Here is a 15,422-nt window from a genome sequence, read left to right as displayed (position 1 = left end):
CAGGAAACCTGTTGAAGCTTTTTATTTTTCAAAAATTTATAATTAAATGATTACTTTTCAGAAAATTGTATATATTTGCACCTGAAAATAAAGTTTAACCATTTAAAAACAACGAAGCAAATGTTCAAATTTCAAAAGAATTCTACAGTTGGATTGCCCCTTATGGTGGTAAGGCTTCGTGGTTTGGTACATTCATAGAACAATAGTATATTGAAATATCAGAACCCGGAGTCGTATAGATTTCGGGTTTTTTATTGCGCAATATTTCAAACCTAAGTTTCCCCGAAATCTTTTAATTTTTTTTTTTGTCTTCCAAATAATTCAGGAGAAATGAAATTTCATTAATACATAGAAATTTTTATTCAATCCGTTTTACTGGAAAGGCTAAAATAGGATCATTCAGACGGAAGAAAAATCTCTGTCTGGTTATGATGTTATTACAAATCAACTAAAATAATAGTTGAATGGTGTCTGTATGCTTAGAAGTCTATGATTCAGCATCTGGCATCTCATATCTAAATTTAAAACAATGGGAAATTTAAAACTTAAAGGAAAAGATATATTAAAATTAGGCTATCCAAATAATCAAAGTGTCAATATAGCTTTGGAAGTCATGAAAAGAAATTTTGCAACAAAGAATATCCATTACGTTAAAGCACTTCTAAAAGAAATTATGCTTCATCCGGAGAACTTTGAGAAAGATTTGACCTTCGGACAAATTGCAGAGGCTTTACTTTCTTCAAAAAAGACAGAAAAGAGAATGCTGAATACACAAAGAGCATCATTTCAGATATTTGGTAACCATATTTCTGAAGAAGCAAAGAATCAGTTATATACTGCTTTAAAATTACCAATAGCAACTCAGGGAGCCCTAATGCCTGATGCACATAGTGGTTACGGACTTCCCATAGGAGGAGTGCTTGCCGTTGAAAACGCAGTGATTCCTTATGGAGTGGGAATGGATATTGGCTGTAGAATGAGCCTTAGTATTTTGGATACACCTGTTTCATATCTGGACGGCGCTAAAGATAAATATGAAAAAGCGTTGGCTGATCATACCAAATTCGGGATGTATGAAACCCATAAATCTCATATTGAACATGAGATCTTTGATCGTGATACATTTGATCTGATTCCTATTTTAAGGAGATTAAAGGGAAAAGCAATCAAGCAAATGGGATCTTCTGGCGGGGGAAATCATTTTGTAGAATTTGGGGAGGTTGAAATTACAGAGGAAGAAGCACAGATAGGTCTGCCAAAAGGAAGATATCTGGGTATTCTTTCACACAGCGGTTCGCGTGGATTGGGAGCGGAGATAGCACAGTATTATTCAAGGGTTGCGATAGAGCAATGTCCTTTGCCTAAAGAAGCTCAAAATTTTGCATGGCTGGATCTGAATACCCATATGGGACTTGAATACTGGACAGCAATGAACCTTGCAGGAGATTATGCTTCAGCATGCCATGATGATATTCATAGAAGGCTTGTAAAAGCCGTAGGAGGAAGAGTGAAAGCAAGAATTGAGAACCACCATAATTTTGCATGGAAGGAAATTCATAATGGAAAAGAGGTAATTGTCCACAGAAAAGGGGCTACTCCTGCCAATGAAAATGAGCTGGGAATGATTCCCGGATCTATGACAGCAAAGGGATTTATTGTTCGTGGAAAAGGAAACCCTGATGCGCTCAATTCTGCTTCTCATGGTGCAGGAAGAGCGTATTCCAGAGGAGAGTGCAGGAATATGTTCACCCAGAATGATATTAAAAAAGAGCTCAAGCTAAAGAATGTTGTGCTTATGGGTGGAAATGCAGAAGAAGCTCCTATGGCATATAAAGACATCAATGAGGTCATGAACGCACAAAGTGGATTGGTGGATATTCTGGGAACATTTCAACCACGGATCGTGAGAATGGATAAATAATCAAATGATAGTTTTTAGTTGTCAGTTAAGAAATTTAGCTGGCAACTATTAACCATCAATTTTTAATTAAAAAAAGAGAAATGGGAGCACCACATAATATAAAAAGATACGGCGAAGTCTGGCCGGGATTTAGAATTCATTACGGACTTGAAATTTTAGAAAAATTAAAAAATAAAATCATTTTATCGGGAGGCTGGGCCTGGCACTTTATGTCTGAAAAAGGACATACAGAGTATAAACACGCCCATGATCATAAGGATATTGATGTTTTTGTAAAGAAAGAAGATGTTGCGGATGTGGTAATGCTGCTTGTGAAAGAAGGCTTTCAGAAGGTATGGACGCGATATGACCATCTGCCAAGTGAGGAAAATTTTAGGAGATACGAAAAAACAATAGAATTGGAAAGCGGGAAGTTCCATAGAATTACCATCGATTTTTTTGAAAGGGATGACCTGGAAACCATATTAGCCAATGGATTTACGGTTGTAAAGCCTGAAGTGTTGCTTACTTTTTACAGAAATATTCATTCCAGTGACAAATGCTGGGCAGTGATAACCGCCAGGGATTTGTTGGAAAAAGGAATTGATCCAGTGGGGCACCCAAGATTAAGTGAAATACCAAAATAAAATGGACAAACTTATACAAATCACTTCGGGAAGAGGACCTTTAGAATGCCAATGGGTAGTTGCTAAAGTTTTGAAAGTATTCCTTGAAGAAATAAAACAGGAAAAAATACAATACGAAATCATCCACAGAGAAAACGGGGATGAAAATCTGACCCTAAAATCGGTTACCCTTCTTTTAAAAGGAAAGGATACATCCGGATTTTTAAAAAACTGGTTGGGAAGTATCTGTTGGAGCGGAAGAAGTACCTTTAGAAAACTGCATAAACGGAGCAACTGGTTTATTGGAATCTTTGAAATTGAAAACACTCACGAGGTGGGTTTTAGCGAAAAGGATATTCAGTTCCAAACGACAAGAAGCCAGGGAAGCGGAGGGCAAAATGTCAATAAGGTAAATACTGCGGTAAGGGCTACCCATATTCCGACAGGAATAAGTGTTTTTGCACAGGATTCAAGGTCGCAGTTGGAGAATAAAAAACTTTCTGTTATGAGATTAAAGGAAAAAGTAATGGAATTAAATATTCAACAAATGGCCAATAGGATGCAGGAAACCTGGACCCATCATCTGCAGGTACAAAGGGGAAATCCTATCCGTACTTTTTCAGGGACGGATTTTAAACATAATTATAAAGATAAATCCTTTAAAAAAACAAGGAGCAGTCTTAAGAATGAACTTAAAAATTTAAAAAATGACCTTAACTAAAAATAAATATTATTTTGAAGCATTGGATAACTATCCATATAATCTTCCTTCTTGTCTGGAAGCTCTGAACTATGCTTTATCCTACGATCCGGAAGACGCCGACAGCCTTTGCCTGATGGGGAGAATATACAGTGAAATGTTAACAGATTATGAAAAAGCAAAATTATATTTTGCGGAGGCAATGTTTCATAATGTTTCAAATCTTAATACTCCCCAATATTATATTAAATGTCTTTTAGATAATGAAGATCTTGATGAGGCAGAAAAATTGATTGAGTACGCTTTAAAGATCAAAGGGATTGATAAGTCCAGAATATTAATTCATAAATCTTTATTGTTTGAGATCAGATTGGAATATAGGAAAGCTTTGAAACCATTAAAAGAAGCCAGAAAATACAGCTATAATAAGGAAATGATTGATATTCTTGAAGAACGGGTTAAATTTATTAAATCAAAAATGCCGAAAAAATAAAGAATTTGAACATAAGAGTATTTTTTTGATTAAAAGCAGTAGTTTTTATTAAGGATATTCTGTAAAAATTGTATATTTATTGCTTAAAAATTATATTTATGAGTAAAAAATTATTTTTATTGCCTGTGTCTGTGGTGATGCTTTTTTGTTTTGATAAAATGAACGCTCAGAATTCTGAAAATATCATTCATGATTTTTACAAAAGAAATGGACAGCTAAATTTAAAGAGCGGTAATAATAGCCAGGTTGGGATTGAGATTTTAAATAATGATTCTTCCAAAAGTTTGAACGCTAATATTTTGGATGTTCAACAAACTTACAATGGACTTAGGGTTTATAATGCTTTAGGCAAAGTCATTATAAAAAATGATAAGATCATTTCCGAAAAAAATACCTTTAGTAGAAATATTGTTATTGCTAATCAGCCAAAAGTTTTGAAAAGCCTTTCAAAGGAGTTTCTCAAGCAGCAATTGGGATTACGCGAAATCGCAAACATAGATTATTTGACAGATGTATATTTTGAGAAAAATGGATTATATATTTTATCTAAAGAGTTATTTGTTTCAGATAAAAATACGTCAGATGTTTGGCATGTAATTGCCAATGCGAGTAGTGGAGAAATACTTAGTAAGGATAACCTGACACTTGATTGTAGTTTTGAACGGAATATCCATCCGCACGAAGCCTCTAACGGATTGGAGGCAACTGAAAAGATGAATAATGTACAAATGCTTCAAGGAGTGGCTAATAAAATCCCAAATACAAAGTTGGTTAATAGCTTGTTTCCTCCTTCCAATGCTTCCTATAATATTTTTCCTTTACCTCTGGAAGCTCCCACATTTGGTTCTCGTTCAACTATTAATAATCCATGGGATGTACAAGCCTCTCCCGAGGGATGGCATTCGGATGGGACAAATAATTACACAAACACGAGAGGAAACAATGTTTATGCCTATTCAGATCAAAATAATGCCAATGTTCCAGGATATTCACCAGATGGAGGAAGCACGCTTAATTTCGATTTTCCTTTTGCAGATGGAAGATATGATGATCCTTTTGCCTACAAAGACGCTGCTATCACCAATTTGTTTTATATGAACAATAAAATGCATGATATATTTTATAAATTCGGATTCACAGAAACGGCGAGAAACTTTCAGACGAATAACTTTAATAATGGTGGAATAGGGAATGATGCCGTGAGAGCAGAGGCTTTTGATGGAAGTGGACTTAACAATGCTAATTTTAGTTCAGGTTATGAAAGGGTTGTTGGAGGGCAGCCCCAGGTTTTAGCGCCAAGAATGCAGATGTATCTTTATGATAGAACACAGACTCCTGATGATCCTATCATAAGGTATCAATACAACACTCCTGCATCAATTACTAGCAGGCCAAAAGTATTAACAGGTGGAGCAGGATTTGGACCGGTTTTTGGCCCGCCAGTGACAGGAGACCTCATTGTTTCATCACCTACAGATGCATGTACAGCGCCAGCGCCGGGGAGTCTTACAAACAAAATTGCAATTGTAACAAGTACAAGTTGTGAGTATGGTCTCAAAGTATTGAATGCTCAGAATGCAGGTGCTGTTGGTGTAATAGTCTATAGACCTTCTAATGATACTCCCACAAGCATGGGTGCTGGATCCTATGGATCTCAAGTCAATATTCCTTCTATAAACATTGGGAAAACAGAGGGGCTTTTTCTGGTTGGAGAGCTTAACAATGGCAATGCTATTAATGCCACATTGGACTTTGATTATGATGGATTTAAACATTCGAGTTTTGATAACGGAATTATTGCTCATGAATACGGTCATGGTATTTCAAATAGATTAACCGGTCAGGGATACAGTTGTCTATCGACAACTAATACCATTGAACAAATGGGGGAAGGATGGTCAGACTACTTTGCCTTGATGCTGACTACAAGACCAGGTGACACATCATCCTTAGCAAGAGGTGTAGGAACTTATCCGAAAGGGCAGCCAGTTACAGGAGTTGGGATCAGACCGGCTAAGTATTCTCCGGATTTTTCTGTAAACGGGTATACATATAATAGTACCAATACTGCTGTAGTTCCTCATGGTGTAGGATTTATTTGGGCTACCATGCTCTGGGATCTTACCTGGAAGTATGTTGAAAAGTATGGATATAATAGTGATGTATTGGCAAACCCAACATCCGGTAATGCAAAAGCATTACAGATTGTGGTTGATGGGCTTAAGCTGCAACCATGTAGTCCAACCTTTATTGATGGTAGAGATGCTATTCTTCAAGCTGATGCTATAGGAAATGGAGGAGAAGATAAATGTATGATTTGGAAAGCATTTGCCAAAAGAGGATTAGGAGTAAATGCTTCTGCGGGAAGTAAAACGGTGGGAACTGATCAAGTAGAAGATTTTACTATTCCATCGGACTGTGATAGTGTGCTTGCAACTAAGGAAAGTAACCTTGCCAATAATCAATTTATTATATTCCCTAATCCTACTTATGATGAGTTCTTTGTTGGAAATATAAGTAAATCAAAAGATGAAGTAGAAATAAGAGTATTTGATATGTCGGGAAAAGTGGTGATTACTGATTCAAGAATGCCAGAATCTAAAAAAGCCATTTCTACAAAAAGTTTTCCTAAAGGAGTATATATGGTTCATATTAAACAAGGACTTAAAAGTCAAATTGAAAAGTTAATTGTAAAGTAAAAAACAATTGTTAAGATTAGAATAAGGTTGTTTCAAGAACACTTTTACTTTCGAAATTCTGTCTGATGGCTTTGTCATTCTGGAGATTGGAGAGTATTGTTGATCTTTTGAGACAGCTTTTTTTGTAGCTTTAATGTATGGAACTGCGTTTTGAAATCAAATCCCTTCGATTAAAAGAAACTTTCTCAATAGCTTATGGTAATTATAACACCAGAGAAAGTTTGCTTATCGAATTATCTCACCATAATTGTAAAGGATATGGAGAGTGTGTTGCCATTGATTATTATAAGATTAATCTGACCATGTTGGTTTCAAAATTAAATGAAATCCGTTCCGGAATTGAAGCACGAAAAATTGAACACCCAAAAGAATTTTATCAATTTCTTTCTTTTTCAGATTTACACCCCTTTTTAAAATCTGCCTTAGATTGCGCCTATTGGGACCTTTTCGGAAAACTTGAAAATAAGAGTTTTATGGAGCTCAATGATCTTTCTTCAAAAAAATTAGTGGATAGTTCCATTACTATATCTGTAGGAACTATAGGTGAGCAAATCGAAAAAATCGAAAAAAGCATCTGGAATAAGTTTAAGGTGAAATGCAGTGGTTTACAAAAGGATGGTGTAACCAGACTTTTACAATTGGACAGGAATATCGCTCTGGATTCGAATGCCAGCTTTACGGATGATGATTGTTTATGGCTTCAGGGAAATTCCGATGTGCAAAAATTCACATACCTTGAGCAGCCGAGACCAGTCGGCCATTATCAGGTTTTAGAAAAAAATGCTTATGCTAACTGGATGGCAGACGAGGACTGTCAGGAGATGGATTCTTTAGAAGCTTTAATACCTTATTATAGAAGTGTCAATATCAAATTAATGAAATGCGGAGGTTTGACCCCTGCTTTAGAAATGATAAGAAAAGCCAGAAGTTCATGTTACAAAGTAATGATAGGATGCATGACAGAATCTACAGTTGGGATTTCTGCAGGGTGTGTTTTAACCGGACTTGTCGATTACGTTGATCTCGACGGGGCAAATCTGATCTCCAATGATTATGCTACTGGGAACTTTGTAGAAAAGGGTATCATAATTTTATCGGAGAAACCTGGATTGGGAATAGAGTTAAAAAAATAAGCTTTCATTTGAAAGCTTATTTTTTATTTACAGAAATCAGATAATCATACACCATTTGATGCTGATCATCAGTCAGTTTAGCTTTTGGAGCCATTCTGCTTAACGTTTTGATCCATCCCTGGTCGTCGTGTTTTGCAGGATCCGGTAATTGATGGCATTTGTTGCAGGAATTTTCAAAAATGGTTTTTCCCTGAGTCAGTTGTTCAGAAGCTGTATATTTAGGTCCTGTTACTGCTACACTTTTCGGTCCGCACGAAACCATAAATGCAGATCCTAAAACAATACTTAAAACTAACTTTTTCATTGTAATATTTTTAGATATGATTATTTTTTTACAGAAACAATATAATCATATACCCATTGATGCTGCTCGTCAGTGAGTTTTGCTTTTGGAGCCATAGAGTTCATAATTCCTACCCATTGAACCGGATTATGTGATGTGGGATCCGGTAGTTTATGACATCTCGTACAAGAGCTTTCAAAAATGGTCTTTCCCTGAGCGATTTGTTCAGCAGTAGATACTGCAGGGCCTATAGCTGAAGTTGCCGTTGATGATTTTGAGGTGCATGATGATACCAGAACAGCAGTAAAAAATGCTATAGCGATTATTTTTTTCATTGTTTCTTATATTTGATTGATAACAAATGTAGCAAATTCCTTATGCTATTGATAAAATCAGGTGTAGTTTTAATTTAGAAGAAATAAAATTAAAAGAGCTTTATGAGGTAGTTTGATGCTTATTTTTATATTTTTGACCTAATGAAATTTTCAACAGAAGACTTGGTGGAAGGAATACGATCAGGAAATAAACGTCTGATCGCAAAAGCTATTACTTTAGTTGAAAGCAAAAAAGCCGAACATCGCCTCCAGGCAGACGAATTACTGAAGGCAATTATGCCATTTACAGGAAATTCCATACGGATCGGAATTACTGGAGTTCCGGGGGCAGGAAAATCTACTTTCATTGAAAATTTTGGACGACTGGCTATTGCTCATGATAAAAAAGTGGCAGTTCTTGCTATTGACCCGAGTTCGGCAATCAACAAAGGAAGCATTCTTGGAGATAAAACAAGGATGGAAGAGCTGGCAAAAGAAGAAAACGCTTTTATCAGGCCTTCCCCGAGTTCCGGGTTTTTAGGAGGTGTTGCCAATACAACCTTTGAAACCATGATGATCTGTGAAGCTGCCGGATATGATTATATCCTTATTGAAACTGTAGGGGTAGGACAATCTGAGGTTCTGGTTGCCGATATTACAGACGTATTCCTGTTTCTTAAGATTATTGGTGGAGGAGATGAGCTTCAGGGAATTAAAAGAGGGATCATGGAGATGGTAGATATTATTTTTATTAACAAAGTTGAAGAAAGTAATTTACAAAAAGCCAAAACCACCAAACTTGAATTAAAAAGGGCGCTCGATTTTATTCCCCCAAAAGAAAAAGGCTGGAAAGTTCCTATTTTATTAGGTTCTGCACTTCATAATGAAGGACTGGGTGAAATCTACGATACAATAGCTGAATTTATTGATCTTAAAAAGAAGGCCGGAACATTTGATGAAATCAGAGTTCAACAGGCTGAAAAACGTTTTGAATATTGGGTTCAGGAATATATTTTAGCCATGATGAAGAAGAGTGATTCCGTAGAAGAAGCTTATTTGCATCATAAAAAAAATGCTTCAGGAATGGTTTCCAACCCAAGTACTGAAGCTAAATTGTTTGTAGAAAGATTTTTATCTAACGGGACCCGTGAAGATTAAGGAGCGGGTTCAGGCTCGTTCTTAGAAACAAATCCATCATATGATATAGGCTGTCTGTCATTACTTCGTACAGAAGTAAATGCTTTTCCGTTTTTATAAACCTCAATAATGATCTCGTCTACATTGTTTACATCATTAGGCTTAACTCTTACAATCCAGTTTCCTTTTTTATTCTGGGATTTATTCACCGTATAATCTTTCGAAGTGAACCTGTAGCTGTTGCTGCTGGTATTACCATAAGTGGGGTTAAATAGTCTTCCGAAATAAGGAAGGGTAACTTCTAACTTGTTTTTTCTCAGCTCTACCGTGTAGTTGCCGTTAAGCTGAAGAATTCTTGTCGATGTTGAGTTGGGCATAGAATTCATAATGTTGATGACGTCATAGTTGGTAGGGTTTGCCCGTTCTGCGTGGAATGTAAATTCCTGCGAATTAATCAGCGAATCTGTAGTTTTAGAATCGCCGGTATTTTGAGAAGCACAACTTTGAAAAAAGAAGATAAATCCCAAAATATATATAAGTGAAATATATTTTTTCATGACCTTAATAATTATTAAATTTAAATAGCAAAATGTATGCAAATATATGGGTTGTAAAACTTTTTGGAATAATAATTGTTAAAGTTGAATTATTAACACTTAAACTATGAAATTAACTTATCTATTAGGAATAGGAGCAATTGCTTTATCAGTTGTAGCTTGTACCACGAACCCTATTACGGGTAGATCTTCGTTGCAGTTGGCAAATAATTCTGAAATATTAACGATGTCATCTCAGGAGTATAGAACAACATTGTCCAAATCAAAGATTATATCAGGGACGGCAGATGCTAAAAGAGTGGTAAATGTAGGAACAAGAATAAAAGGAGCTGCTGAAAGATACTATCAGAGTATCGGAAGATCTGCAGATCTGGCAAACTATAGCTGGGAGTTTAACCTTCTTCAGAGTAATGAATTAAACGCCTGGTGTATGCCTGGTGGAAAGGTAGCTGTATATACAGGAATATTACCGGTAACTAAAAATGATAACGGACTGGCAGTAGTTTTAGGCCATGAGGTTTCTCATGCTTTAGCAGGACATGGAAATGAAAGAATTTCCCAGGCAATGGTAGCGCAATACGGCGGGACTATATTAGGCGGAACTATTTCTAATTCCCAATGGGCTAATATTTTCCAGAAAGTATATCCGATTGGTTCGCAGGTTGCTTTGTTAAAATATGGAAGAAATCAGGAGTCGGAAGCTGATCAGATGGGATTGTATCTGATGTCTATGGCCGGATATGATCCAAGGGAGGCAATTCCTTTCTGGAACAGAATGGAAGCTGCATCTTCTGGAAGCAGACAGCCGGAGTTTCTTTCTACTCACCCAAGTCCGGGAACGAGAATATCAGATATTCAAAAAGATTTACCAAAAGCATTGGAATATTACAAAAATGCAGGTGGGAAAATTTAATCAAATTCAGCTTTGCTAAAATTTCACTACATTAGTAAAGACTAAATCACCAAAAACACAACATTATGAAAAGTATATCAATTACAGGCCTTATACTTTTAGCAGTATCAGCTTTACTTTTTTATTTAACAACAGACTTTGCTGTTGAACAGATCAAGCTTTCTCATATTATGGGAATTATGGGGGGAATTGGGATCGGGCTTATCATAGGTGGAATGGTAGGCTATCTGAGTAAAGGATCTGCTATTAAAGAAGAGCAAAGAAGAAGGGAATTTAAGCAGCTACAGAAAGAGAAAGAAGAGTTGGAAAAACAAGCTGTGGAAATTGCAAAACGACAAACAGAATTAGAAAACCAAAATAAAAATCCTCAGGTATAATACCTGAGGATTTTTTAATAGTTGTTATTTTCTTTCGGTTAAAATTTATAACCCAAACCTACCATAAAGAGATTAGGGCGATTATCATATCTGATTTCTTCACCAGATACTCTGTTTACAAAATTTCTTTGATCTTTACTAAATGCACCTTCATATCTTGCGTTGATAAGAAGTTTTTTAATTTCAAGCTGAGCTCCGAACTGGTATCCTACAGTAAAATTATCTCTTGCATTTTCTTTAAAATCATTAAATGTATCCTCCTTAGCCAGGTTATAGCTGGCAACAGGTCCAATGAATACACCCAGCATATCCCCTAATACTTTATGACCTACAAGTACCGGTAAATCGATACGGTTGTTTTTAACATCGAATGTAGTATTGGAAACAGGATCCGTGAATTCATTTTTAAAGGTGGTGTAATACAATTCCGGCATCAGGAAAAATGCCATCGGAAGGTTAGCTTTTAATGAAAGTCCAATATTAAATCCTACATTATTCTTTCCCTTATTGTCTATTGCCGCACTTGCCGTATTGGAGATATTTTTCCACGATGGAGATCCTGTTGGAAAAATTAAGTTTGCCTTACCTGCAAGAGAAATCTGTGCAGAAGCAAACATCGAAAGGCTTAATAGCGCTATACTAAATATTTGTTTCATTTTCGTCTAGTTTTGTGATCGTATTATCAATAGTTTTATTATTTTCAAGTAAATACACTCTCAATTCTTTAAATAGCTCTGAAGAATAAACGAAGTCAATAAGATTTTTATTGCCTGCTGTAATCAGAATGTCTTTATTTCCTTCCCACTCTTTAATTCCTAATCTCAGATAGACAATCTTTTCACCTATCGTCATTACGGAGTTCATATCGTGTGTATTAATGATCGTTGTTGTGTTATATTCTTTTGTTATTTCGAGCAGTAGATCATCTATTACATTGGATGTATAGGGATCCAGTCCTGAATTTGGCTCATCACAAAACAAGTATTTAGGATTGTTCACAATGGCTCTTGCAATGGCCACCCGTTTTTGCATTCCTCCGGAAATTTCGGATGGAAATTTTTTGTTGGCTTTATCGAGATGTACTCTTCCAATAACTTCAAAAACTCTTTTTTTCTTTTCCCTGAAACTTAAATTGGTAAACATATCAAGAGGAAACATAATGTTTTCCTCCACTGTCAGAGAGTCAAACAAAGCGCTTCCCTGGAATACCGTTCCGATTTCCGATCGCAGGTGCTGCTTTTCTTCACGGGTCATTGTATTGATGTCTTTACCATCAAAAAGAATTTCACCTGAAGAAGGCTGATATACATTTAATAAACTCTTAAGAAATACTGTTTTTCCCGATCCACTTTGCCCGATAATCAGATTTACTTTCCCTTTATCAAAAGAAGTTGAAATTCCTTTAAGTACTTCAACATCATCAAAACTTTTTTTAAGATTTTTTACCTCAATCATTAGCTTAATATTAATTGGGTTAATATTAATTCGGAAATGATAATAAATACCATTGTCCAAACCACGGCTTGTGTACTCGCTCTACCTACTTCCAGTGAACCACCTTTTACGAAGTAACCGAAGTATGAAGGAACTGTTGCAATAACAAAAGCGAAAACGATCGTTTTTATAAATGCATAGTAAACGAATAAATTAGGCATATACATCTGTATCCCCGTAATATAATCGGATTCCGTCCAGTTTCCTGTTAAAATTCCGGCAATATATCCACCGCCTATACCAAACACAATACTGATTGCAATAAGAAGCGGGTTAAAAATGATACACGCAATTATTTTAGGGAGTATCAGAAAATTGGGTGAGTTAACTCCCATGATATCCAATGCATCGATTTGTTCTGAAACCCTCATTGTACCTATACTGGATGCAATATATGAGCCTACTTTTCCCGCCAGAATCAAACTGATAATGGTGGGTGAAAATTCCAGTACAAGTACTGCTTTTGTAGCGTATCCCACGAACGAAGTAGGAATGGGAAATGAAGAAGCATCAAAGTTGTTGAACATTTGGATGGCAACTACTGCTCCCACGAATATAGATGTAAAGATAACCAACCCGAATGAGTTGACTCCTAAATCATTGATTTCTCTCATGAACAGCTTCCAGAAAACCCTCATTTTCTGAGGTTTTTGCATAGATTTACCAAGAAGAATAATGTATTCCCCTACGGCTGTGAAAAACTTTTTTAACATTCTGCTAAATTAGACTTTTTTTATTAAGCATTCTTTATTTTGCGTTTTTATCTCCACCTAAAACCAGTAAAATAGTTTTCAAAATGATGATAAGATCCAGGATGAAGCTCCAGTTTCTTACATAGAAGGCATCAGCCAGTATCCGCTTTTTCATTTCAACCTCCACATCCCCGGAATCACCCCTGAGCCCGTTTACCTGTGCAAGACCTGTAATCCCTGGATTTACAGTACTTCTAAGACTATATCTTCCTATTTTGGGTTTATAATAATTATCTACTGCCAGCATATGAGGACGAGGTCCTACAATTGACATCTCTCCCCTTAATACATTAATAAACTGTGGCATCTCATCCAAGCTTGTTTTTCTGAGAAACTTACCAATCCCTGTGATCCTTGCGTCATTTTCCGATGTTGTTCTCGTTGTTGACTCATCATTCACCACCATTGTTCTGAATTTTATACAGCTAAATACTTCCTCATGAAAACCATATCTTTTCTGTATGAAAAAAACAGGCCCTTTTGACGTCAGCTTGATAAAAATTGCAATTATCGGAAATAGCCACAAGCAGATACCTATCATAACCACAAGTGAAAAAACGATATCAAACAATCTTTTTAAAAGGTAATTGGAATAATAATCCAAAGGATACTTTGCCTGATTGAGAACCGGCTGAGTCTCTACATATCCCAGGTCGTAAGCAAAAAGATCAGTCTGAGATATATTAGGGATCAGCGAAATATGCACCTTGCTTGCTTCAGCTAATCTGAAAATTTCATCCTCCATCTGAGAGGTAAATGTATTTTCCAGTGGCAGAAATAATGTATGTATTCCATTGCTCTTCCAGAAGGACTGAAGCTCTTGGGTCTGAATTATTTCAGTAGGGTATTCAAAAATTCTGTATCCGAAATCTTTCCTTTCATTCAATATGTTTTTCAAAACATTCGTAGAGCTGTTCTCACTTAGAAACATCACATTCCTGTTGTTAATTCCTATAGATCTCAGATATTTTATTCCAAAATAAATAATGGATTTTGTAATCAATATAAAAGAAAACAGGTACAGCGACAACCAAGAAAGCTCTGAGCTGAAAAATTTATTATTACTTACCTTTCTTATTAATACAAGACCAATTACAAACAATATAAAATGAGTAACGATACGTTCTATAAAAGTTGTGTAGGTAAGGTTTCTTCTTATATTGTAAATTTTGGTTCTTCCACTCAGCAGAATCCAAAAAGAGATCAACAAAAGCAAGGGGAACGAATTTTCGTACCAAATATCCTTGTCGTGTATAAGATCCCGGTTTCTGCTTAAAAAAAAGAAAATAAAAACAGATGCAATAACCAAAAGGTCAAGCAAAAGGATAATCGATTTTAAATATCTAGAGTATCGAATTCTCTGCATCTATCGCTATATAAGGGATGTCAGGAGCTAAGATATGTAATTTTTACGGGATATTAAGATATTTATGCGTCTGAACTGAGGCCTGCCATTCCGGATTTGCTAAAATAAAATCAGTAATTTTCGGATACATTTCATCACGTTTACTCCATTCACTTTGAAGATACAGCTTACAATCTTTTGAAACCTTAGCAGCTTGCTCCTGTGCAAATGCAAAATCGTGATTATTGAAAATAATTACCTTCAGTTCACTGGCTTTCTCATATACATCTTCTTTTGGAAGACCTGTTTTCTTTGGAGAAAGGGTGATCCAGTCCAGTTGTCCGCTTACAGGATAAGCCCCCGAAGTTTCAATGTGTATGGTACATCCCAAGCCCTTTAGCTTGGAGGTTAAAATATCCAGATTCCACATCAAAGGTTCACCACCGGTTAAAACTATGGTTTTACAATGTTTTGCTGCTGTTTCTGCAATTTCTTCCGCATTCATCAATGGGTGAAGATCAGGATTCCAGCTTTCCTTTACATCACACCAATGGCAACCTACATCGCAGCCACCCAATCGTATAAAATAAGCGGCTTTTCCTGTGTGTGCTCCTTCACCTTGTAAAGTGTAAAAATGCTCCATCACAGGGAGCATTTTACCTTCATTTAATAAAATATCTTCTTCTTTATTCATTTTTA

General features: G+C 36.0%; 17 protein-coding genes. 9 read left to right on the top strand and 8 right to left on the bottom strand.

Going from position 1 to position 15,422, the window contains the following annotated elements:
• The first annotated feature begins 529 nt into the window (after positions 1 to 529).
• From PFY10_12330 to PFY10_12305, 6 genes are all read left to right on the top strand, one after another.
• Entirely contained in the window at positions 530 to 1,921 is a 1,392-nt protein-coding gene (locus PFY10_12330) for an RtcB family protein (GenBank protein WBV55024.1), read from the top strand.
• Positions 1,922 to 2,001: 80 nt separating this feature from the next.
• Positions 2,002 to 2,547, top strand: a complete 546-nt coding sequence (locus PFY10_12325; GenBank protein ID WBV55023.1) for a hypothetical protein — start codon at positions 2,002 to 2,004, stop codon at positions 2,545 to 2,547.
• 1 nt (position 2,548) lies between these two features.
• Entirely contained in the window at positions 2,549 to 3,247 is a 699-nt protein-coding gene (gene prfH / locus PFY10_12320; GenBank protein WBV55022.1) for a peptide chain release factor H, read from the top strand.
• Complete coding sequence (locus PFY10_12315; protein WBV55021.1) at positions 3,234 to 3,719, top strand: hypothetical protein; 486 nt, start codon at positions 3,234 to 3,236, stop codon at positions 3,717 to 3,719. The genes prfH and PFY10_12315 overlap by 14 nt, the downstream gene beginning before the upstream one ends.
• A 98-nt stretch (positions 3,720 to 3,817) precedes the next feature.
• A complete protein-coding gene (locus PFY10_12310; protein WBV55020.1) occupies positions 3,818 to 6,418 on the top strand; it encodes a T9SS-dependent M36 family metallopeptidase in 2,601 nt (866 codons plus the stop codon).
• Between the two features lie 137 nt (positions 6,419 to 6,555).
• Positions 6,556 to 7,551 (top strand): chloromuconate cycloisomerase, encoded by a 996-nt coding sequence (locus tag PFY10_12305; protein ID WBV55019.1) that lies wholly within the window; start codon positions 6,556 to 6,558, stop codon positions 7,549 to 7,551.
• A gap of 16 nt (positions 7,552 to 7,567) precedes the next feature.
• Here PFY10_12305 and PFY10_12300 read toward each other — a convergent pair whose 3' ends face one another.
• Complete coding sequence (locus PFY10_12300) at positions 7,568 to 7,855, bottom strand: cytochrome C (GenBank protein WBV55018.1); 288 nt, start codon at positions 7,853 to 7,855, stop codon at positions 7,568 to 7,570.
• 20 nt (positions 7,856 to 7,875) lie between these two features.
• Positions 7,876 to 8,169 (bottom strand): cytochrome c, encoded by a 294-nt coding sequence (locus PFY10_12295; GenBank protein WBV55017.1) that lies wholly within the window; start codon positions 8,167 to 8,169, stop codon positions 7,876 to 7,878.
• 141 nt (positions 8,170 to 8,310) lie between these two features.
• Between PFY10_12295 and meaB the strand changes: the two genes are divergently transcribed.
• Complete coding sequence (gene meaB, locus PFY10_12290) at positions 8,311 to 9,306, top strand: methylmalonyl Co-A mutase-associated GTPase MeaB (GenBank protein WBV55016.1); 996 nt, start codon at positions 8,311 to 8,313, stop codon at positions 9,304 to 9,306.
• On the opposite strand, the gene PFY10_12285 is transcribed toward meaB, so the two are convergent.
• On the bottom strand, positions 9,303 to 9,842 hold the full coding sequence (locus PFY10_12285) for a DUF4251 domain-containing protein (GenBank protein ID WBV55015.1): 540 nt from the start codon (positions 9,840 to 9,842) through the stop codon (positions 9,303 to 9,305). The genes meaB and PFY10_12285 overlap by 4 nt on opposite strands.
• 106 nt (positions 9,843 to 9,948) lie before the next feature.
• Between PFY10_12285 and PFY10_12280 the strand changes: the two genes are divergently transcribed.
• On the top strand, positions 9,949 to 10,755 hold the full coding sequence (locus PFY10_12280; protein ID WBV55014.1) for a M48 family metallopeptidase: 807 nt from the start codon (positions 9,949 to 9,951) through the stop codon (positions 10,753 to 10,755).
• A 65-nt stretch (positions 10,756 to 10,820) separates the two neighbouring features.
• A complete protein-coding gene (locus PFY10_12275) occupies positions 10,821 to 11,132 on the top strand; it encodes a hypothetical protein (GenBank protein ID WBV55013.1) in 312 nt (103 codons plus the stop codon).
• 38 nt (positions 11,133 to 11,170) lie between these two features.
• Here the strand turns inward: PFY10_12275 and PFY10_12270 are convergent, their stop codons facing one another.
• Genes PFY10_12270 through PFY10_12250 form a run of 5 tightly spaced genes read right to left on the bottom strand, consistent with a single transcriptional unit; the run spans position 11,171 to position 15,417 of the window.
• Entirely contained in the window at positions 11,171 to 11,788 is a 618-nt protein-coding gene (locus tag PFY10_12270) for an outer membrane beta-barrel protein (protein ID WBV55012.1), read from the bottom strand.
• A complete protein-coding gene (locus PFY10_12265) occupies positions 11,772 to 12,587 on the bottom strand; it encodes an ATP-binding cassette domain-containing protein (protein WBV55011.1) in 816 nt (271 codons plus the stop codon). The genes PFY10_12270 and PFY10_12265 overlap by 17 nt, the downstream gene beginning before the upstream one ends.
• The gene (locus PFY10_12260) at positions 12,587 to 13,339 is read right to left on the bottom strand and encodes an ABC transporter permease (protein ID WBV55010.1); all 753 of its coding nucleotides are present in this window, start codon (positions 13,337 to 13,339) and stop codon (positions 12,587 to 12,589) included. Before PFY10_12260 ends, PFY10_12265 begins: the two co-directional genes overlap by 1 nt.
• A 34-nt stretch (positions 13,340 to 13,373) precedes the next feature.
• Complete coding sequence (locus PFY10_12255; protein ID WBV55009.1) at positions 13,374 to 14,744, bottom strand: exopolysaccharide biosynthesis polyprenyl glycosylphosphotransferase; 1,371 nt, start codon at positions 14,742 to 14,744, stop codon at positions 13,374 to 13,376.
• Positions 14,745 to 14,787: 43 nt separating this feature from the next.
• On the bottom strand, positions 14,788 to 15,417 hold the full coding sequence (locus PFY10_12250) for a 7-carboxy-7-deazaguanine synthase QueE (protein WBV55008.1): 630 nt from the start codon (positions 15,415 to 15,417) through the stop codon (positions 14,788 to 14,790).
• Positions 15,418 to 15,422: the final 5 nt, after the last annotated feature.

The sequence above is a fragment of the Chryseobacterium daecheongense genome, assembly GCA_027920525.1.
Classification (GTDB): Bacteria; Bacteroidota; Bacteroidia; order Flavobacteriales; family Weeksellaceae; genus Chryseobacterium; species Chryseobacterium proteolyticum.
The sequence above is the reverse complement of the archived record's forward strand: the minus strand, read 5'-3'. Positions and strand labels throughout refer to the sequence as shown.